Here is an 18782-nt window from a genome sequence, read left to right as displayed (position 1 = left end):
CCATGACTGATACTCCATTTCACTCCCAGGCGAGCAACTTCTTCGACTGCCTCAAAACCGGTGTGGACAACCGCACCGGCCAGTTCACCCTCGCTTTGGTCTTGCCGCTCCCCCCCGCCAATCACCTCTGCGGCCCCGCGCTTTCGCTAAACCTGGCCTTCAACACACTCGGCTCGATGAGTGACAGAGGGTATGGCCAAGGGTGGAACCTGGGGCTGTCCGAGCTTTACCTCGATCAAGAGACCACCCGACTTACCCTGACATCAGGTGAACAGTTCGCCATCGACATGGACACCTCCAGCTTTGCCATCGACCAGCCTTTGAGGTTTCTCGACCAGAAGCTCGAAACATTGCAACTGTTGCAACAAGCTGACGGCAGCCTGAAGGTGGAGAAGAAAAACGGCGAAAGCGAAATACTCCGCCAGCAGCAATCCAGCCCACGATTTCTGGTCGAGGAAATGCGCTCAGCCGAAGGCCGCCGGTTGTTTCTTGATTGGCAGCCGTTCGGGGATAACGACTGCATGCTCCAGCAGATCCGAGATGAGCAGCGCACAATACTACTCCTCGAAAAGAACGACGACGCAGTGCATCTGACGTTGAATCCGGGTACAGCGCAGTCCGCCACATTACGCCTGCTGATGAGCAACGATCGGCTTACGCAGATCCAGCTACCCGATATCGCCCCCTCCTTCGAAATCGAATACGACACCCTTGAGCTCGATCGTAAGGCACGGTTACTGCTACCCGCCAAACTACGCAGCCCCCTGGGTTCGACAGACATCGTGCACTGGGCAACAGGCAAGGAAGGTCATCACCTGCCGCCGGGAAGCCCATTCCCCTATCTGCCGCGCGTAGCGTCCTGGACGCATTCGGCAGGAGCGCCTCACAACGAGCTGAACCGAAGTTACACCTGGGTAGGTGACAGCAATTTTCTGGGTTTCGGCAGCGACCAGGCATTCGTCTGGGACATTGGCCGGGACAATCTGTACCAGACCAGCCACGACTATCAGTATCAAGTCATCGAGACCATGACCGACGCGCTCGGTCAAACGCTTGGCACAACCAGCCGTACCTGGAATCACTTTCATTTGCTGACCGAAGAACGCTCCCAACGCGGCCAGTGTGAAGTCCTCACTCTGATGACCTACGGCATCGACCCGGTACTCGAGTGGCCACAGCAGTCCGTCAGCTGTCAGTTGCCTCATCAGGTGACTACCTGCTACCGGGACCATAGCCGCGAAAACGCCATTCGCAGTGAAATCATCACCTACCGGTACGATGCGTTCGGCAACATCGTGGAAGTCCATTATCCCAACGGCGTCCAGGAATACAGCGAGTACTATCCCGCCCAAGGCAGTGAAGGCTGCCCCGCCGACTCGCTTGGCTTGGTGCGGCATCTGAAATGCAGAACCGTGGTACCCGCCCCCGGCAAGGGCGAAGCGCCTACCCTCGGCTACCGCTACACCTACCAGACATTGCCGTCACTGCTCGAAAGTGCGCCCGCGCATCTGGTGATCGCTAGCGAAGAATGCTTCGCAGTGCAGGACGATCGGGTACTGCAGCGAACGGAGCACAGCTATGTCAGCGAACCCGGAGCCCTCTATGCACGGGAGCGCCAAAGCGTCACCTACCTCGGAGGCAAAACCACCACCACGCGTTACGACTACCAGCTCACGAAAAACGAACTGATTATCAAGACCACTGTCATTGGCTTCGAGAATGATGACGAGAACAGCGCAAGCCAAACCAGCGCACAGTCGCTATTGACCGGCCAGACCACCTGGGAACGAGACCGAAATGCAACGATCAATCGCTACCAGTACGATGTGATCGGGCGCATCGTGCGCACCACGAATGCTGTCGATACCCCCTTCCAGACAATACGCACCGCCCGCTATCACCTGCACGACGGCGTGGTCGGCCACGCTTCCATGAGTACGCTGCACAGCAGCGTCATGATCGAACAGACCGATGTCCATGGTTGCCGACAGCGTCAATGGCTCGATGGCGATGGCCGTGTCGTGATGATGGAAAAGGAGGACCTCGATCATGCACCCGGCACGTTCCGGGTGGTTTCTCGCCAGGAATATGACGCCTTGGGACGGCTGGTCAGCCAGACCCAGCAAGACTGGCTGGGTGAGAACGCCACCCAGCCACTGGTCTTGACCTGGACCACGGTGTACGACGATTGGGGACAGCCTGCGCTGAGCACCAGCCCGGAAGGGATTGAGCATCACCACCAAAACGACCCTGTCACGCGGCGCAGTGAACACTGGCAGTCGGCAGGACAATGGGTAGGGAGGAAGCTGGCAGTACGCCATGACTCGTCAGGAAATCCGATCGAACAGCAGCACTTGACGCCCGATGGCAAGCGGGTTCGTACCCTCACGCAGGTACGGGATGGGTTGGGCAGGACCATCGAAGAGCGGATAGAGACAGACGACGTGCCGGCGATCATCACCCGCATGCGTTATGACGACCACGGCCGCCTTTGCGAACGCGTACTGGCAGACGGCACTGTGCTGTCATGGACCTACGCTGCCCACAGCAATGGCCCGCACGTCGAAACCATGATGGTCACCCCGCAAACGGAGCAGGTGCCTGGCCTTCCCCTTCGGGCAGGTCACCAGACATTCGACGGTCTCGGGCGCCAACTGTCAGTCGAGGTCGGTGGACGTACAACCCGCCACCACTATCGTCCAGGCCAGATGCCACCCGTAGCCACGACCCTGGCCGATGGCAATCGCGTGGCCTTCCGCTATGAACCTTCATTAGGCAATGCGCTGATCGTCAGTAGGGTCGCAGGGCAACCCCGCGAACGACTGACCTACCACGAGCGGCACTACCAACCAACGCAGGCCGAGGGGGAACTCGGCCGTCAACAATGGCGTTTCACCCCATCTGGAAAACCGCAACATGACATCTGGACGGTCGACGGCCAGACACACGAGACACACTGGCAATACTCATTGAACGGGCTGCTGCTTGGCTTCACCGATGCAGCAGGTATCCAACACCAACGGATGCATGATGCATTCGGACGTCTAGCCAGCATCAAGGCCGACCGCACAAGAACATCCTTCACCTACGATGCCCTCTCGCGACCGGCGACCCTCACCACCGAGGACCTTGTCGGCGACCGGGTTATGAACGTGCAACTGGACTATGACAGCCTGGGTCGCGAGAGTCGCCGAACCTTCAGCGTGACCGAGGGGGAACAACGTCAAACCTTTTACCAGACCTTGGTCTATTCCCCCCTCGACCAACTGCTCACACGTACCTGGCAGGAGGATGGGCGCAAAACCGAAGAACACTTCGCCTATGATCTTCGCGGTCGCCTGGTGCACTACCGCGCCGATGGCGAGATGGCACCGCAGGACCCATTTGGTAACGTTATCGTGGAGCAGCGCTTTCGCTTCAACGCGGTCGATGGCCTGCAAGAAGTGCACAGCACCTTCGCCGATGGCACCGACGACACTGCCCTTTTCCGCTTCGCCGAAACCGACCCAACGCAGGTCGTGTCGATAACCCATACCCACCCCAGCTGGCCGGCCAAGATCGATCTAAGCTACGACGCCTGTGGCCGGCTGGTCCACGACAGCCTCGGCCGCCGCATGACGTGGAACAGCCAGGACCGGCTGACCAGCGTGCGCTACCAGCAAAGCACCTGCCATTACCGCTACAACCCCAGTGGCCAGCTGTGCGACCGGGTGCTTGATGGCACCCTCATTCGCAGCTTCTACAGCGGGGCGCAGCTGACCCACCAGCTCCATCAAGGTGAGCAGGTGGAGATGATGAGCGATGGAACCACCCTGTTTGCGTTGAACAAAGTGGCCGAAGGGGTACAGCAGAGCATCCTGCTCGGATGCGATGGCCAGGGCAGCGTTCGACTGGAGGCAGGTGCCGAGCTGCACAGCCGTCGATATAGCGTCCATGGCGCAGATTCCGACCCGGCAGCCGCACGGAACACCGCATTCGGCTATTGCGGCGAGCAGCACGAGCCGCTGACTGGCTGGATCATCCCAGACGCCTATCGCCCCTACGATCCTGTGCTGATGTGTTTCCTCTGCCCCGACAACGAAAGCCCGTTTGGCCGCGGTGGCATCAACCCCTACACCTACTGTGGTGGCGATCCGGTTAACCGTGTCGATCCGGATGGCCATAGCTGGGTCAGTTGGGTGGCGGCCGCTGCGGGCGTAGCCATCAGCCTCGCCGTCACTGTGTCCAGCATGGGCAGTGCTGCCCCGGCCATCGCAGCAATGTTCACCAAAGGCATCATCAGCTTCAATGGAATACTGGCGGTCGCAACGGCAACGCTCAACTCCATTTCCTTGGGCACCGGTGTCGCCGCCCTCGCGCTGGAAACCAGCGGCAAGGATGAACAAGCCGCCAGCGTGCTCGGCTGGATCTCCCTCGGTACCGGCCTGGCCAGCAGCTTGACCAGCATGATGACAAAGCCGACCCAGCCGAAGGCGCTCACTCGCAAGATGGCCCTTCGTGCACGTACCTCTCCTGTCACCAAACCGGTCCGTAAGTGGTATGCCAGCGAAGTGTTGTTCGAGAAAAACTATCTGGACCATGACGTGTCCTGGCACAGCAACTTCCTGGGCAAGGGGTACCAGGCATTCGAGACCCACGGCAGTCCGTTTGGCCATCTGATGAACAGCAAGGGGAAGATGGTTGATCCATTGGAGGTCACACTCAAGGAAATCGCACCTCGCCTAGGAGACGTCGATGCGAATGTGCCTCTGTTCCTGCTGGCCTGCGAAGGCGGCAAGAGCGGAGCCGCGCAGCGCGTGGCGGACGTGCTCCGACGTCCTGTGTATGGGTATGACAAGGTGATCACGCTCTACGATATCAACATGGTCCAGCGCTTTACTCGTCAAGGCTTTGCGCCAACGGTCCCGATGCAGAAAATTTCCCCGTGGCGGCGGTTCCTGGGCGAAACCGGCCCGTTCAAACTCCATCCGAGCTATGAAGACGCCACCGGAAAGATCTACCACCCGAGATGACAGCCGCGGTCGGTACTCATCCGCTACCTCGCGCTGTCAGTCGCGACGATTGAGCAGATTGACCACCAGCCGGTCGAGCCACCCCCACAGACGCTGCTGCAGCCGACGCCAGAAAGGCCGGGCATGCCAGCGCGCCAGGTCGACTTCCTGGCTGAGGGCGAAGTCTCGCTCGAAGCTGGCGAGCACCGCAGCCGTCAGGGGCGGGTCGAGGGCTTCGACGTTGGCCTCGAGGTTGAAGTGCAGGTTCCAATGATCGAAGTTGCACGACCCCACACTGACCCAGTCATCCACCAGCACCATCTTCAAGTGCAGGAAGCACGGCTGGTACTCGAAGATTCGCACACCAGCACGCAGCAGACGGGGGTAGTAACGGTGCCCGGCGTAACGCACCGCAGGGTGATCGGTGCGGGGGCCGGTGAGCAGCAGGCGAACATCGATGCCCTTTTGCGCCGCACGCCGCAGGGAGCGGCGCACGCTGAAGGTCGGCAGGAAGTACGGCGTGGCCAGCCAGATGCGCCGCTGGCCACTGTTGAGCGCACGCACCAGCGAGTGCAGGATGTCCTGATGCTGACGGGCGTCGGCATAGGCCACCCGGCCCATGCCCTGCCCTTGGACCGGCACCCGCGGCAGGCGGGGCAGGCCAAAGCCCTCGGCCGGGCGCCAGGCGGTGCGACGGTTGTTGGCGTGCCACTGACGATCGAACAGCAGTTGCCAGTCGGTGACGATGGGGCCTTGCATCTGCACCATCACTTCGTGCCATTCGCTGGTATCGCCGCCCGGTGTCCAGAATTCATCGGTAACTCCCGTGCCGCCCACCACCGCCCAGCACTCATCGACCAGCAACAGCTTGCGGTGGTCCCGGTACAGGTTGCGAACCCCACGTCGCCAACGTAGGCGGTTGTAGTAACGCATGTGTACACCCGCCGCCTCCAGCCGCTGGCGTAACGCCGAGGGGAAGGCCAGCGAGCCGTAGTCGTCGAACAGGCAGCGTACGCGCACGCCACGAGTGGCAGCCTGCTCCAAGGCCTCGACCACCGCCTCGGCACAGGTGCCGGCTTCGACCAGGTACAACTCCAGGTCCACCTGGAATTCGGCGCGCACGATCGCCAGAAGCATGCGCGGAAAGAACTCGGGGCCGTCGATCAGCAGTTCGAACTCGTTGCCATCCCGCCAGGGGAAGACCGGCCCCGGCATGTCAGCGGGCGGAGAAGATCAGCACCGCGCTCACCGGCACCGATGGGCTGATGGAAGCAACACCGGAAAGCTTGCGCAGGGTCGCCAGGCCCGGTAACAGATCGAAGTCCTCGGCGCGCAGCATCAACGGCTCCAGGGTCACCACCTGGAAACGCCGCTCGTCCAGGCGGGTGGCCAGGAGCAAGGTGTTGTAACGGTGCGACTGCCCATGCAGGGTCACGGTCACCGGCAGGCGAAGCTCTACCTGGGCGCCATTGGCCAGGTCGTTGATCGGACGCAGATCGATCTTCGCCTGTACCAAGGCCTCAGGGAACTTGGCGACCTCGAACAACTCGTTGCTCATGCGCTCGTCACGCAGCGGGATGCCGCCGCTGACCGAATCCATTTCGATGCTCACCTGGGCATTGCCTTTACCGTCGACCTTGCCATGGAACACCAGAAAGCGGTGTACCTCAGACGTATCGCCGTTCTTGCTGGTGACGAAAGACAAACGCGAGGACTCACCATCCAGGTGCCAGTTGGCATGGGCGGGCAGGCACAAGGCCAGGAACAGGGCAGGCAACAGGCGGGGCAGCTTGAACATGTGAAATCTCGTATAACAAGGCCGTCAACCTTACCCGCCCGCCGTTACGGCAGCAAGCGGCAGCCCTCCCGTGGCCCCACCCAGGCAGCTTGGTTACGACGCCCCAGGCCTTCGGCGAGCACCTGACGCTGCACACTGTCCTCCTCCAGCCTGCCCAGAGGCAGGTATTGCTTCACATAGTCCCGGCAATACGCCTCGTCGAAGCCCATGACAAAGCGGCACGAGCAATACTCCTTGGCCGAGTACGCCGAGAGGATGCCCGGAAAGTCCGCCAACGCCTGGCGCTCGTGCCACACCCACGCCAGCAACACCACCACCAGCGACAGCGCGACGCGCTTCATCTCCCCTCCCCGGTCACGGCCGCCAGCACTCGCTTGAGCAGTTCGTTGTGCTGGTAGGTGCCGTCGCGGTCATCGGCGTAGCGCACGATCACCAGCTTCTGCGACGGCACCACATAGAGCGCCTGCCCCCAGTGGCCAAGGGCGGCGTAGGTGTCCTGCGCAGCGTCCGGCCAAGGCGCCGGGTGGCCCGGCAACGGCTGGTTGAGCCACCAGTGGCCACCTGGATTGGCCTCGCCCGGGAGCGCCTCGGCCCGTTCGAACAACTGCCGGTTGAACGCCACCCATGCCCTTGGCAGGAGTTGTCGCTCCTGCCAGCGCCCGTCACGCAGCATCAGCAGACCGATGCGGGCCAGGTCCCGGGCACTCAGGTAAAGGTAAGACGAGCCGACGAAGGTGCCGGCTCCATCACGCTCCCAGACAGCACTGCGGATCCCCAAGGGCTCGAACAACGCCCGCCACGGGTAGTCGTCGTAACCACCCGGCGCCAGCATGCCGCGCAAGGCCGCGGCCAGCAGGTTACTGTCGCCGCTGGCGTAGCGAAAGCGCTCGCCCGGTGCCACCTCGGCCGGCAACGCTGCAGTAAAAGCGGCCATGTCGCCACGGCCACGGGTATAGAGCATGGCCACCACCGAGGATTTGAGCGGCGCGTACTCGTAGTCTTCCTGCCAGGCCAGGCCACTGGCCCAGTGCAACAGGTCGATGATGCGCAATTCGGAATGCGCCTGGAGAGCAGGGTAGTAACGCGAGGCCGGCTCATCGAGGGCAAAACGCCCTTCGCCATACGCCACCCCCAGCATGCAGGCCAGCACGCTCTTGCTGATCGACCAGGTCAGGTGGGCAGTGTCGGCACGGGTGGGCGCGACGTAGCGCTCATAAAGGATGCGCCCGTCACGGATGACCAGCAGCGCATCGCTGCGCACGCCCGTGCGACGGGTCTCGTCGCGGACAGGAAAGGCATAGGCTTCGACCGCGTGCCAGTCGATGGTCGAAGGTTCGCGCTGCCAGTCCGGGCCCGGCCAGGGTTCGGCCCAGGCTGAAACGCTCACCCATGCAAGGATGCACAGCAATGTCCCCAGCCTGCCCATGGCTGCCCCTCATGTTACTGGACGGGCGAGCCTGCCAGGCTTTCATGACAATCCGACGGCGGCCCAGGCTTTGTGCAAGCGCTTCTCCCGCGCCGCCGTGGCCAGCGCCAGTACGCCCTGGTCGCGCTGCCACAACTGCATCCAATGGGGTGGCCCGCTGGTCAGGGCTTGGTCGATCGCGTCGCGCAGCGCATGGAACTGGGCGAACAGCCCGCCCAACAGCAAGTGGCAGGCGGCGCTGTCGGCACACTGCCTGCTGCCCTCAGCGCACCCACCCAGCAGCCCCAGCAAACGCAGCCGCAGCTCCTGGGGCCAGGCGCTTTCCTGACCGACGCCGTACAGCCAGGCCACCAGGGCGGCGAGTACGTAGAGGTCTTCCAACGAACGGAAGGGTTTGACGTAGGCATCCCAGCCATCACCGGCGAGCAGTTCGCAGGTGGCCTGGCGCAATTGCAGGCGCGCATGCCCGACCTCGGGCATCAACGGCAAGGTGGGCAAGGCCTCCAGCGTCACCCCGGTCTCACCGGGGTAGACCACCGCCAGTTGCAGCCGGGGTTTCTCCCCCTCGGCTTCACTGCGCGCCGCCACCAGCAGCCATTCGGCGTCCAGCCCGGCGGTGACGAAATCCTTGCTGCCGGTCAGGCGCAGGTTGTCGAGCCGGGTCTGCATGTCCGCCGGGCGCACGCTGCGCCGTTCGGTGGCGCACAAGGCGCCCAGGCTGGCCGGAGCACTGGGCCAGAGCACACGCAGGGCCGCCTGGTAGCCGATCAGAAAAGCCAGCCCCGGCGTGGCCACCGCCCGGCCACCCAGCACCGCCAACTCGAAGGGCGAGACCTGCCCGAGACGTTCGAGCAGGGCGGCATGGCCTTCGCCCAGGCGCTGGGCTTGAGACTGTCGATAGGGGTCGTTGAGACGTTGCAACCAGGGCATCGCAGGCTCCTCGTCAGGGGTTGTCACGCAAGCATCACCAAAGCGTCACGGGGGTGACACCGCGCCTACCTAGGCTGACTTTGCACAACAAAGTCGACCGGCCGCAACCCTTTGGCTGGCTTATGGAGACTCGCAATGACTCGGATCGCACGCTCTGGCGACAACAGCACTGAACGCCGTCTGCAAGCCGAACGCCTGGTCGGTGCCGCAGCCCTGCAGGAAGCACAGGCCTTGCGTTTCAAGGTGTTCAGCGCCGAATTCCAAGCCAAGCTCAAGGGCGCGGAACTGGGCTTGGACATGGACGACTACGACATTCATTGCCGCCACATCGGCGTGCGTGACCTGGCCACCGGCCAACTGGTCGCCACCACCCGCCTGCTCGATCACCAGGCCGCCAGCAGCCTGGGACGCTTCTACAGCGAAGAAGAATTCAGCCTGCATGGCCTGCTGCAACTGCAAGGGCCGATCCTGGAACTGGGCCGTACCTGCGTCGACCCTGCCTACCGCAACGGCGGCACCATCGCCGTGCTCTGGGGCGAACTCGCCGAAGTGCTCAACGAAGGCCGCTACAACTACCTGATGGGGTGCGCCAGCATCCCCATGCAGGATGGCGGCGTGCAGGCCCATGCCATCATGCAGCGCCTGCGCGAACGCTACCTGTGCACCGAGCACCTGCGCGCCGAACCAAAGAAACCACTGCCGATCCTGGCCCTGCCGAACAACGTCATCGCCGAGATGCCGCCGTTGCTCAAGGCCTACATGCGCCTGGGCGCGAAGATCTGCGGCGAGCCCTGCTGGGACGAGGACTTCCAGGTCGCTGACGTGTTCATCCTGCTCAAGCGCGACGACCTCTGCCCGCGCTATGCCCGCCATTTCAAGGCGGCGGTCTGATGCCTGGCCTGCGGGCGTTCGCCCGCCTGACGCGCCTGTTGCTGGTATTGGTGCTGGGCATTGCCATGGCCAGCACCATCGCCCTGGGTGAACGCCTGGGTCTTAAGGCATCCTGCGAACGCCGCCAGCGCTGGACCTGCCTGTTCATGCGGCGCCTGGTCGCCGCCCTGCCCTTCGAGGTCCGCGTGGTGGGGCCGGTGCCACGACGATCGATGTTGTGGGTCAGCAACCATGTGTCCTGGACCGACATTCCCCTGCTTGGCATGCTCACGCCGCTGTCGTTCCTGTCCAAGGCCGAAGTGCGCCACTGGCCGTTGGCCGGTTGGCTGGCGGAAAAAGCCGGCACCCTGTTTATCCGCCGTGGCGGTGGTGACGGCCAGCGTCTGTCCCAGCAGATCGGCCACCAACTGAGCCTGCAACGGCCACTGCTGATCTTTCCGGAAGGCACCACCACCGACGGCCGCGCCCTGCGCACCTTCCATGGCCGGCTGCTGGCCGGCGCCATCGACCAGGGCGCACCGGTGCAACCAGTGGCGATCCAGTACCTGCGCGAGGGTCAACCGGACCCGATCGCGCCGTTCATCGGTGACGATGACTTGGTATCTCATTTGATGCGCTTGTTCCGCGAGCCACGAGGTGAAGTGATCATCCAGTTGCTCGAGCCGATCCCCAGCCTAGGCAAGGAGCGGGCCGTGCTGGCGTTCCAGGCGCAGCAGGCGGTTCACCTGGCGCTGTATGGGGCCGATGAGCCTGAAACGGCGCCGCGGCGGCAAGCGAAGGCCGCCTGAGCCTTGTGGCAGCTCGATCGGCCTTTTCGCGGGTGAACCCGCTCCTACAGGTCCAGCGGCGGCAGTCAGAGCAGCGGAAAACCTGTGGGAGCGGGTTTACCCGCGAAAAGGCCCGCACCGTCGTATGAACGTTCACCTACTCGCCAGCGCAAAAGCCTGCAACTGCGGATAGAACTCACGAAAATCCGCCAGCAGCGGCTCGTACAACGTCTCCAACTCCCCCATCACCCCGTCCATGCCTTCAGGCCGTGACAACCGCCGGGCAATACCTCTGAACACCTGCTCCAGCGTGTCGAAATCCCCATAGGCGCCCAACCAGTCGTCCGCGGCCATGAACGGCGCGATATGCGCCAGCCGCCCGGGCAGTGCCGGCTCGGCAAGCAGGACGCGGTAGAAATCTCCGGTGAAGGCACTGAGCGGCTGTTCGGCGTAATCCTCCCAGTGCCGCGCCAGGCAATGGTCGAAGAACACATCCAGGACGATCCCGGCAAAACGTCGCCGTTCACGGGGGAAGCGCGCCAGTGCCGCCAGTACCAGCGGGTGGCTGTCGGTATAGCTGTCGATGTGACGATGCAGGCGGATCGAGGCCTCGAGGGCTGGCGGGAAACGCCCTTGCAGCGAGCCTTTGACGAAATCGCCATAGAGGCTGCCGAGCAGTTGTTGCGGCTCATGACCGCCAAGGTGCAGGTGTGCGAGGTAGTTCATGGCGCCCAGTCTAGCACTCGCGCCACCCATATCGTTATAACGCGATATAGCGATTCGCGCTCAGTTCAGAACCTCTTCATATTTGTATATCGCGAAATACCGATTTATATTTCGCTCCATCGCGATATAACGCTACACACCACGAGTCCCACCATGCCTCTTGATCTCGACGAAATAATAAAAGCCCTCTCCCACCCGGTACGGCGAGAAATCCTCACCTGGCTGAAGGACCCGGCCGCGCAGTTCCCTGACCAGCAACACAGCACCGAATACGGCGTCTGTGCCGGGCAGATCGACCAACGCTGCGGCCTGTCGCAGTCGACCGTCTCCGCCCACCTGGCCACCTTGCAGCGCGCCGGCCTTATCAGCAGCCAGAAGATCGGCCAGTGGCACTTCTTCAAACGCAACGAGGACACCATCCGGGCGTTCCTCCAGCAGATGAGCCAAGAGCTCTGACAAGGACCTTGCAATGCCTCTTTCCCTGATGATCCTGGCGCTCAGCGCCTTCGCCATCGGCACCACCGAGTTCGTCATCATGGGCCTGCTGCCTGATGTGGCGCAGGACCTGGGCGTGACCATCCCCGGTGCCGGCTGGCTGGTGACCGGCTACGCCCTGGGCGTGGCCATCGGCGCACCGTTCATGGCCCTGGCCACCGCGCGCCTGCCACGTAAGGCCGCACTGGTGACGCTGATGGGCGTGTTCATCGTCGGCAACCTGCTGTGCGCGGTCGCCGCGGACTATGACCTGCTGATGTTCGCCCGGGTGGTGACCGCCCTGTGCCACGGAGCGTTCTTCGGCATCGGCTCGGTGGTCGCCGCAAGCCTGGTACCGGCCAACCGCCGCGCCTCGGCCGTGGCATTGATGTTCACCGGTCTGACCCTGGCCAATGTACTCGGCGTGCCCTTGGGTACCGCCCTGGGCCAGGCCGCCGGCTGGCGCTCGACCTTCTGGGCCGTCACCGCCATCGGTGTGATCGCGTTGATCGGCCTGGTGCGCTACCTGCCGCTGCAGCGCCAGGAAGAGAAAGTCGACATGCGCGCCGAGCTGGGCGCCCTCAAAGGGGCTGGCATCTGGCTATCGCTGAGCATGACTGTGCTGTTCTCGGCCTCGATGTTCGCCCTGTTCACCTACGTGGCGCCCCTGCTTGGCGATGTCACCGGCGTATCGCCGCGGGGCGTCACCTGGACCTTGCTGTTGATCGGCCTGGGCCTGACCGTGGGCAACATCCTCGGCGGCAAGCTCGCCGACCGCCGCCTGGGGGCCACCCTGGTGGGTGTGTTCGCCGCCATGGCAGTGGTGTCCACGGCCCTGAGCTGGACCAGCACGGCCCTGGTGCCTGCCGAGATCACCCTGTTCCTCTGGGCCACCGCCGCCTTTGCCGCCGTGCCTGCCCTGCAGGTCAACGTGGTGACCTACGGCAAGGCCGCACCCAACCTGGTTTCGACCCTGAACATCGGCGCCTTCAACCTGGGCAACGCCCTGGGCGCCTGGGTCGGCGGCAGCGTCATCGCCCACGGCTTCGGCCTGACCCGCGTGCCCTTGGCCGCGGCGGCCCTGGCGGTCCTGGCGCTGATCATCACCTTGATTACCTTCAGCCAGCGCGGCGGCAATGCCGAACTGGCCACCGCTTCCAACTGACCCACGCGAGGCTACGCCAATGACCACGCTTTTCGATCCGATCACCCTGGGCGACCTGCAGCTGCCCAACCGCATCATCATGGCCCCGCTGACCCGGTGCCGCGCCGACGAAGGCCGGGTGCCCAACGCCCTGATGGCCGAGTACTACGTGCAGCGCGCCAGCGCCGGGCTGATCCTCAGTGAAGCCACCTCGGTGACGCCCATGGGCGTCGGCTACCCCGACACTCCCGGCATCTGGTCCGACGAACAGGTGCGCGGCTGGACCAATGTCACCAAGGCCGTGCACGGGGCTGGCGGGCGTATCTTCCTGCAGCTGTGGCACGTGGGACGTATCTCCCACGCCAACTACCTCAACGGCGAGCTGCCGGTGGCCCCGAGTGCGATCCAGCCCAAAGGCCACGTCAGCCTGATCCGCCCGATCACTGAGTACCCAACGCCGCGCGCCCTGGAAACCGAAGAGATCGCCGACATCGTCGAGGCCTACCGCACCGGTGCCGAGAATGCCAAGGCTGCCGGTTTCGATGGCGTGGAGATCCACGGCGCCAACGGCTACCTGCTCGACCAGTTCCTGCAAAGCAGCACCAACCAGCGCACCGACCGCTATGGCGGCTCTCTGGAAAACCGTGCGCGTCTGCTGCTGGAAGTGACCGACGCAGCGATCGATGTATGGGGCGCCAACCGTGTAGGCGTGCACCTGGCGCCACGGGCCGATGCCCATGACATGGGCGATGCCGACCGTGCCGAGACCTTCAGCTATGTCGCTCGGGAGCTGGGCAAGCGCGGCATCGCGTTCATCTGCTCGCGGGAGAAGGAAGCCGACGACAGCATCGGTCCACTGATCAAGGAAGCGTTCGGTGGCCCGTACATCGTCAACGAGCGGTTCGACAAAACCAGCGCCAATGCGGCACTGGCCAGCGGCAAGGCCGACGCAGTGGCCTTCGGCATCCCGTTCATCGCCAACCCCGACCTGCCCGCCCGTCTGGCCGCCGATGCGCCGCTGAACGAGCCGCATCCGGAGACCTTCTACGCCAAGGGGCCGGTGGGCTACATCGATTATCCGCGGATGTGATTCAAACGCCTGGGGCCGCCTTGCGGCCCTTTCGCGATACAAGGCCCCTCCTGCATGTATCGCGAGGGGCTGTCAGGGCCGGGCGTTGATCTGCTGCTGCAGGTTCTGGATCTGGCTCTGCAAAGTATTGAGGTTGCGGGTCACCTGGCTGCGGAAGGCATCGAACTCCTGCACCGAGGCGCCACCGGCGCTGGGTGCCGGGCGGTTGTCGATCTGGCTCTTGAGCACCAGTACATCCTGTTCCAGGCTTTCGATCGCCGCACTCGGGTTGCCCTGTTTCTTCAGGCTCGCCACTTCGCTGCTCAGGTTCTTGAGCTGACCGTCGAGCTTGCCGCCGTCCAGCTGGCCGGACTTGAGCGCGGCCAACTCGCCATTCACCGCCTTGAGCTGCGCCTGCAACTGGCTCTGAAGCTCCGCCACAGCCTTTTGCTGTTCACGGGTATCGGCCAGCACCTGCTCCAGACGTTTGCCCAGATCACCTGCCTGGCCCGCCACGCCTTGCTGCTGCTTGCTCTGCTCGGCCAGGCTCGCCTTCAGTTGGCGGATTTGCAGTTTCAGGGCCTCGCTGCCGGTGTTGACGCTGGACTCGCTGGCGTCGACCTTGCCGCTGATCGCCTGCAGACGGCCGGCCGCTTCCTCGCTGATCCGGGCGAAGCTCTCCTGGGTCGCCACCAACTGCTGCTCCATCAGCGAGATCTGCTGAAAACTCCACCATCCCAGGCCCGCCAAGGCGATGACCGAGGCCCCCAGCAGTGCCCACAACGGGCCCGTGCTGGCCGGACGCACGGCCTTGCGTCGGCTCTGCGCCACGTGCGCCGGGAGCAGTTCATCATCATCCGGGGTACCGGCACGCAGGGTCGGCACGTCGTCGAAATCGTCGAAGGGGTCATTACGCATGGAGGCTTTCAACCACAGTAATAGCAAAGAGGCATGAGTATAAACCGCCTAAGCGGCGCACTGATGACCATTATCCGCGCCCGGGGTTCACTGCTGGCCGGGCACGTTCTTCCACCAGGCGCAGAATTCATCCAGCGCGGTCCACAGGCTGACCTTGGGCCGGTAGTCCAGGTGTTGCCGCGCGCGGCTGATATCCAGGGTGAAATCCTTGCTCATCATCTGCGCGCCCAGGCGCGACAGGGCCGGTTGTGGGCGGCCAGGCCACAGCAGGCAGGCGGCTTCGTTCAATGCGCCCAGGCTGTAGGCCAGGCCATAGCCACGGTAGCGGGTGACCTGGGGCAGTTGCATCTGGCGCATCACGTAATTGATCACATCCCACAGCGGCAGCGGCTGGCCGTTGCTGATGTTGTAGGCCTGGCCAAGCGCCTGTTCGTCGGCGAACAGGGCGCCGAGCAAGGCTTCGTTGAGGTTGTGCACACTGGTGAAGTCGACCTTGTTCAGGCCATTGCCGATGATCGCCAGGCGACGTTTGCGCTGCAGTTGCATCAGCCTCGGAAAGAACGCCGCATCGCCCGCGCCGGTGACCCGCTGCGGCCGCAAGGCCAGCACCTCCAGGCCGAACTCCTGGGCGCCGAAGACCTTCTGTTCGGCCAGACGCTTGGTGGTCGCGTAGTGGTCATGAAAGCGACGAGGCAACGGCTCCTCACGAATGTCCAGGCGCGCGGAGCCATTGAAGTACACCGACGGCGACGACAGGTGCACCAGGCGCCGCACGTGTTCCTTCAAACACCCTTCGACCACGTTCTCGGTGACCACCACGTTGCCCTGGTGAAAATCCTGGTAACGGCCCCAGTGGCCGGTGGCGCCAGCGCAATGGACCACGGCATCGACACCCTGGCACAGCCGCCGGGCCAGTTCGGCATCGCTTAGGTCGCCAGGGATGAACTGGGCCCCGCGCTTGACCAGGTGCTCCACGCCGTCGGCGCGCCGGCCATTGACCCGCACCTCCAGGCCCTGCTCCAGGGCAAAGCGCGCAAAGCGCCCGCCGATGAAGCCGCTCGCACCGGTGACCAGAATTCGCATGTAACACTCCGCCTTGCCAGATTACAGATGCAGCTGACGTCGCCCGCGCCTACAAGGGCACCAGCCAGCTCGATGCGGTCTGACGCAGGTGCTCGGTCAACTGAGCGAGCAACTGCCCGCCATTGCGCCAATGATGCCAGTACAACGGCACATCGATGGGGGTATCGGTGCAGATTTCCACCAGCTGGCCGCTGGCCAGTTGCTCGCGGGCCTGCAGCTCAGGCACCAAGCCCCAGCCCACACCAGCCTCGGTCATACGCAGAAAACCTTCGGATGAAGGGCACAGGTGGTACAGGAAACTGCCCTCGATCCCCAGCGAAGCCAGGTAGCGGTGCTGCAGGAAATCATCCGGGCCGTACACAACGGCGGGGATGCGTGCCAGGCGACGCGCCTCGAAGCCCTGGGCAAAATGCCGCGCCATGAACGCAGGGCTTGCCAACGCCCGGTAGCGCATGGCCCCCAACAGCAGGCTGCGCGCGCCGGCCACCGGCCGCTCGCTGCCACACAGACAGGCCGCCACTTCGCCCGCGCGCATGCGCTTGAGACCGACCTCCTGGTCTTCGACCACCAGGTCGAGCAAGACCTGCTGCCCCGCGCAGAAGTCCCCCACCGCACCGGCCCACCACGTCGCCAGGCTGTCGGCATTGAGGGCAATGCGCAGGCGCTCGGGCAGGCCTTCTTCATCCAGTGCCGGCACCTGACGCTGCAGGTCACGTTCGAGCAGGCGTACCTGCTGCACGTGGTTGAGCAACTGTCGGCCCACCTCAGTGGGGCTTGGGGGTGTGGCCCGCACCAGCACGGGCTGGCCGACCCGCGCCTCGAGCAGCTTGATGCGTTGGGAAATGGCCGATTGCGACAGGCCCAGAACCTGGGCGGCACGTTCGAAACCGCCTTGTTCGATGACGGCAGCGAGGGCGGCGAGCAGCTTGTAGTCGAACATCGATTTCTCTAATGCCAGATCAGCTTTATTTGTTTTTCTTATACAGGGCATTTCCTCACAATGGCCAGCATCTTCTTTGGCAATCAACGCCGACGCTTCGTCGGCGTCAGTGGAGTGTTCCTGTTATGTGGCAAAGCTATCTGAACGGCATGCTGGTGGCCTTCGGCCTGATCATGGCCATCGGCGCACAGAATGCCTTCGTCCTGGCCCAGAGCCTGCGGCGCGAGCATCACCTGCCGGTGGCCGCGCTGTGCATCGTCTGCGATGCCATTCTGGTGGCCGCCGGGGTATTCGGCCTGGCCACGGTGCTGGCCCACAACCCCACCCTGCTGGCGGTCGCGCGCTGGGGTGGCGCGGTGTTCTTGATCTGGTACGGCGCCAAGGCACTGCGCAGCGCGTGCTCCAAGCAGAGCCTGCAACATCAGGAAGGCCAGGGCATGCGTTCGCGCCGCGCAGTGCTGCTCAGCGCCCTGGCAGTGACCCTGCTCAACCCGCACGTCTACCTCGACACCGTCCTGCTGATCGGCTCGCTGGGGGCCCAACAGACCGTGCCGGGCGCCTACGTCGCCGGTGCCGCCAGTGCCTCGCTGGTGTGGTTCTCGACCCTCGCCCTGGGCGCGGCCTGGCTCGCGCCCTGGCTGGCCCGCCCGACTACTTGGCGCCTGCTGGACCTGATGGTAGCGGTGATGATGTTCGCCGTGGCCGCCCAATTGATCTTCACCTGACAGCAGCATCGCCCATCCGTCAGCCAGGTTTGAGCACATGGGAACCTCTATTCCCTATGTTTGTTGCGTGGTTATGCGCAAGGGCCGGTGCTATGATCCAGCCCTTGCGTCGCAAAGCGTGCCAAACGCGCTGACGCACATCGGGCCGCCCGTGATCGGCCTTGCGCAAACCGCGAACAGACCTGAATCAGGAGATCCACCATGGCTTTTGAATTGCCGCCGCTGCCGTACGCCCACGATGCCCTGCAGCCGCACATCTCCAAGGAAACCCTGGAGTATCACCACGACAAGCACCACAACACCTATGTCGTGAACCTGAACAACCTGGTCCCAGGCACCGAATTCGAGGGCAAGTCCCTGGAAGACATCGTCAAGACCTCCTCGGGTGGCATCTTCAACAACGCCGCTCAAGTCTGGAACCACACCTTCTACTGGAACTGCCTGTCGCCAAACGGCGGCGGCCAGCCGACCGGCGCCCTGGCCGATGCCATCACCAAGGCTTTCGGTTCCTTCGACAAGTTCAAGGAAGAGTTCACCAAGACTTCCGTCGGCACCTTCGGTTCCGGCTGGGGCTGGCTGGTGAAGAAGGCCGACGGTTCCCTGGCCCTGGCCAGCACCATCGGCGCCGGCTGCCCGCTGACCAGCGGCGACACCCCGCTGCTGACCTGCGACGTCTGGGAGCACGCCTACTACATCGACTACCGCAACCTGCGTCCTAAGTACGTCGAGGCGTTCTGGAACCTGGTCAACTGGGCCTTCGTGGCCGAGCAGTTCGAAGGCAAGACCTTCAAGGCCTGATGCCTGGGTAACCTTCGATCCAAGAAATCCGACGCTCAGGCGTCGGATTTTTTTTGCACAGGATTTGCCAACGGCGCGCCTTGCACGTAAACCCGCTTCGCC

17 protein-coding genes are annotated in these 18782 nt (G+C 63.6%); 8 read left to right on the top strand and 9 right to left on the bottom strand.

Features of this window, described 5'->3' with window-relative positions:
- The first annotated feature begins 2 nt into the window (after positions 1-2).
- Positions 3-5012, top strand: a complete 5010-nt coding sequence (locus ACNFCH_RS00910; RefSeq protein ID WP_416742096.1) for an RHS repeat domain-containing protein — start codon at positions 3-5, stop codon at positions 5010-5012.
- A 36-nt stretch (positions 5013-5048) separates the two neighbouring features.
- Here ACNFCH_RS00910 and ACNFCH_RS00905 read toward each other — a convergent pair whose 3' ends face one another.
- Genes ACNFCH_RS00905 through ACNFCH_RS00885 form a run of 5 tightly spaced genes read right to left on the bottom strand, consistent with a single transcriptional unit; the run spans position 5049 to position 9145 of the window.
- Entirely contained in the window at positions 5049-6206 is a 1158-nt protein-coding gene (locus ACNFCH_RS00905; RefSeq protein ID WP_337157856.1) for a phosphatidylserine/phosphatidylglycerophosphate/cardiolipin synthase family protein, read from the bottom strand.
- Between the two features lies 1 nt (position 6207).
- Positions 6208-6789, bottom strand: a complete 582-nt coding sequence (locus ACNFCH_RS00900; protein ID WP_337157857.1) for a YceI family protein — start codon at positions 6787-6789, stop codon at positions 6208-6210.
- A 44-nt stretch (positions 6790-6833) separates the two neighbouring features.
- A complete protein-coding gene (locus ACNFCH_RS00895) occupies positions 6834-7130 on the bottom strand; it encodes an amidase (RefSeq protein ID WP_337157858.1) in 297 nt (98 codons plus the stop codon).
- Entirely contained in the window at positions 7127-8206 is a 1080-nt protein-coding gene (locus ACNFCH_RS00890; RefSeq protein ID WP_337157864.1) for a serine hydrolase, read from the bottom strand. The genes ACNFCH_RS00895 and ACNFCH_RS00890 overlap by 4 nt, the downstream gene beginning before the upstream one ends.
- A gap of 51 nt (positions 8207-8257) precedes the next feature.
- Positions 8258-9145 carry an acyl-CoA dehydrogenase gene (locus ACNFCH_RS00885; RefSeq protein ID WP_416742095.1) on the bottom strand — a complete coding sequence of 296 codons (888 nt, stop codon included), beginning with the start codon at positions 9143-9145 and terminating at the stop codon, positions 8258-8260.
- A gap of 135 nt (positions 9146-9280) precedes the next feature.
- Here ACNFCH_RS00885 and olsB point away from each other — a divergent pair, with 135 nt between their 5' ends.
- Both olsB and ACNFCH_RS00875 read left to right on the top strand, forming a co-directional pair.
- Entirely contained in the window at positions 9281-10036 is a 756-nt protein-coding gene (gene olsB / locus ACNFCH_RS00880; RefSeq protein WP_337157860.1) for an L-ornithine N(alpha)-acyltransferase, read from the top strand.
- Positions 10036-10824: a lysophospholipid acyltransferase family protein gene (locus ACNFCH_RS00875; protein ID WP_416742094.1), complete on the top strand. Its 789-nt coding sequence runs from the start codon at positions 10036-10038 to the stop codon at positions 10822-10824. The genes olsB and ACNFCH_RS00875 overlap by 1 nt, the downstream gene beginning before the upstream one ends.
- A gap of 132 nt (positions 10825-10956) precedes the next feature.
- Here the strand turns inward: ACNFCH_RS00875 and ACNFCH_RS00870 are convergent, their stop codons facing one another.
- Positions 10957-11529 carry an ACP phosphodiesterase gene (locus ACNFCH_RS00870; protein ID WP_337158606.1) on the bottom strand — a complete coding sequence of 191 codons (573 nt, stop codon included), beginning with the start codon at positions 11527-11529 and terminating at the stop codon, positions 10957-10959.
- A gap of 153 nt (positions 11530-11682) precedes the next feature.
- Here ACNFCH_RS00870 and ACNFCH_RS00865 point away from each other — a divergent pair, with 153 nt between their 5' ends.
- Genes ACNFCH_RS00865 through ACNFCH_RS00855 form a run of 3 tightly spaced genes read left to right on the top strand, consistent with a single transcriptional unit; the run spans position 11683 to position 14237 of the window.
- Positions 11683-11985 (top strand): helix-turn-helix transcriptional regulator, encoded by a 303-nt coding sequence (locus ACNFCH_RS00865; RefSeq protein WP_337158605.1) that lies wholly within the window; start codon positions 11683-11685, stop codon positions 11983-11985.
- 13 nt (positions 11986-11998) lie between these two features.
- On the top strand, positions 11999-13168 hold the full coding sequence (locus tag ACNFCH_RS00860; protein WP_337158604.1) for an MFS transporter: 1170 nt from the start codon (positions 11999-12001) through the stop codon (positions 13166-13168).
- A gap of 19 nt (positions 13169-13187) precedes the next feature.
- Positions 13188-14237: an alkene reductase gene (locus tag ACNFCH_RS00855; protein ID WP_416742093.1), complete on the top strand. Its 1050-nt coding sequence runs from the start codon at positions 13188-13190 to the stop codon at positions 14235-14237.
- 72 nt (positions 14238-14309) lie between these two features.
- On the opposite strand, the gene ACNFCH_RS00850 is transcribed toward ACNFCH_RS00855, so the two are convergent.
- The 3 genes from ACNFCH_RS00850 to ACNFCH_RS00840 form a co-directional block, all read right to left on the bottom strand.
- Positions 14310-15134: an ATPase gene (locus ACNFCH_RS00850; protein ID WP_337158602.1), complete on the bottom strand. Its 825-nt coding sequence runs from the start codon at positions 15132-15134 to the stop codon at positions 14310-14312.
- Positions 15135-15221: 87 nt separating this feature from the next.
- Positions 15222-16217, bottom strand: a complete 996-nt coding sequence (locus ACNFCH_RS00845) for an NAD-dependent epimerase/dehydratase family protein (RefSeq protein WP_337158601.1) — start codon at positions 16215-16217, stop codon at positions 15222-15224.
- A 49-nt stretch (positions 16218-16266) separates the two neighbouring features.
- A complete protein-coding gene (locus ACNFCH_RS00840) occupies positions 16267-17157 on the bottom strand; it encodes a LysR family transcriptional regulator ArgP (RefSeq protein ID WP_070092381.1) in 891 nt (296 codons plus the stop codon).
- A gap of 125 nt (positions 17158-17282) precedes the next feature.
- Here ACNFCH_RS00840 and ACNFCH_RS00835 point away from each other — a divergent pair, with 125 nt between their 5' ends.
- Entirely contained in the window at positions 17283-17882 is a 600-nt protein-coding gene (locus ACNFCH_RS00835) for a LysE/ArgO family amino acid transporter (protein WP_337158600.1), read from the top strand.
- Positions 17883-18083: 201 nt separating this feature from the next.
- A complete protein-coding gene (locus ACNFCH_RS00830) occupies positions 18084-18680 on the top strand; it encodes a superoxide dismutase (protein WP_070092379.1) in 597 nt (198 codons plus the stop codon).
- Positions 18681-18782 lie beyond the last annotated feature (102 nt).

This window comes from Pseudomonas sp. NY15354 (assembly GCF_048068075.1).
Lineage (GTDB): Bacteria > Pseudomonadota > Gammaproteobacteria > Pseudomonadales > Pseudomonadaceae > Aquipseudomonas > Aquipseudomonas guariconensis_C.
This window is presented reverse-complemented; position numbering and strand designations above follow the sequence as displayed.

What these genes read in the sequence shown, in the direction of transcription:
- ACNFCH_RS00910 (WP_416742096.1), top strand. Translation starts at nt 3, where the DNA reads ATGACTGATACTCCATTTCACTCCCAGGCGAGCAACTTCTTCGACTGC.
- ACNFCH_RS00905 (WP_337157856.1), bottom strand. Translation starts at nt 6,206, where the DNA reads ATGCCGGGGCCGGTCTTCCCCTGGCGGGATGGCAACGAGTTCGAACTG.
- ACNFCH_RS00900 (WP_337157857.1), bottom strand. Translation starts at nt 6,789, where the DNA reads ATGTTCAAGCTGCCCCGCCTGTTGCCTGCCCTGTTCCTGGCCTTGTGC.
- ACNFCH_RS00895 (WP_337157858.1), bottom strand. Translation starts at nt 7,130, where the DNA reads ATGAAGCGCGTCGCGCTGTCGCTGGTGGTGGTGTTGCTGGCGTGGGTG.
- ACNFCH_RS00885 (WP_416742095.1), bottom strand. Translation starts at nt 9,145, where the DNA reads ATGCCCTGGTTGCAACGTCTCAACGACCCCTATCGACAGTCTCAAGCC.
- olsB (WP_337157860.1), top strand. Translation starts at nt 9,281, where the DNA reads ATGACTCGGATCGCACGCTCTGGCGACAACAGCACTGAACGCCGTCTG.
- ACNFCH_RS00875 (WP_416742094.1), top strand. Translation starts at nt 10,036, where the DNA reads ATGCCTGGCCTGCGGGCGTTCGCCCGCCTGACGCGCCTGTTGCTGGTA.
- ACNFCH_RS00870 (WP_337158606.1), bottom strand. Translation starts at nt 11,529, where the DNA reads ATGAACTACCTCGCACACCTGCACCTTGGCGGTCATGAGCCGCAACAA.
- ACNFCH_RS00865 (WP_337158605.1), top strand. Translation starts at nt 11,683, where the DNA reads ATGCCTCTTGATCTCGACGAAATAATAAAAGCCCTCTCCCACCCGGTA.
- ACNFCH_RS00860 (WP_337158604.1), top strand. Translation starts at nt 11,999, where the DNA reads ATGCCTCTTTCCCTGATGATCCTGGCGCTCAGCGCCTTCGCCATCGGC.
- ACNFCH_RS00855 (WP_416742093.1), top strand. Translation starts at nt 13,188, where the DNA reads ATGACCACGCTTTTCGATCCGATCACCCTGGGCGACCTGCAGCTGCCC.
- ACNFCH_RS00850 (WP_337158602.1), bottom strand. Translation starts at nt 15,134, where the DNA reads ATGCGTAATGACCCCTTCGACGATTTCGACGACGTGCCGACCCTGCGT.
- ACNFCH_RS00845 (WP_337158601.1), bottom strand. Translation starts at nt 16,217, where the DNA reads ATGCGAATTCTGGTCACCGGTGCGAGCGGCTTCATCGGCGGGCGCTTT.
- ACNFCH_RS00840 (WP_070092381.1), bottom strand. Translation starts at nt 17,157, where the DNA reads ATGTTCGACTACAAGCTGCTCGCCGCCCTCGCTGCCGTCATCGAACAA.
- ACNFCH_RS00835 (WP_337158600.1), top strand. Translation starts at nt 17,283, where the DNA reads ATGTGGCAAAGCTATCTGAACGGCATGCTGGTGGCCTTCGGCCTGATC.
- ACNFCH_RS00830 (WP_070092379.1), top strand. Translation starts at nt 18,084, where the DNA reads ATGGCTTTTGAATTGCCGCCGCTGCCGTACGCCCACGATGCCCTGCAG.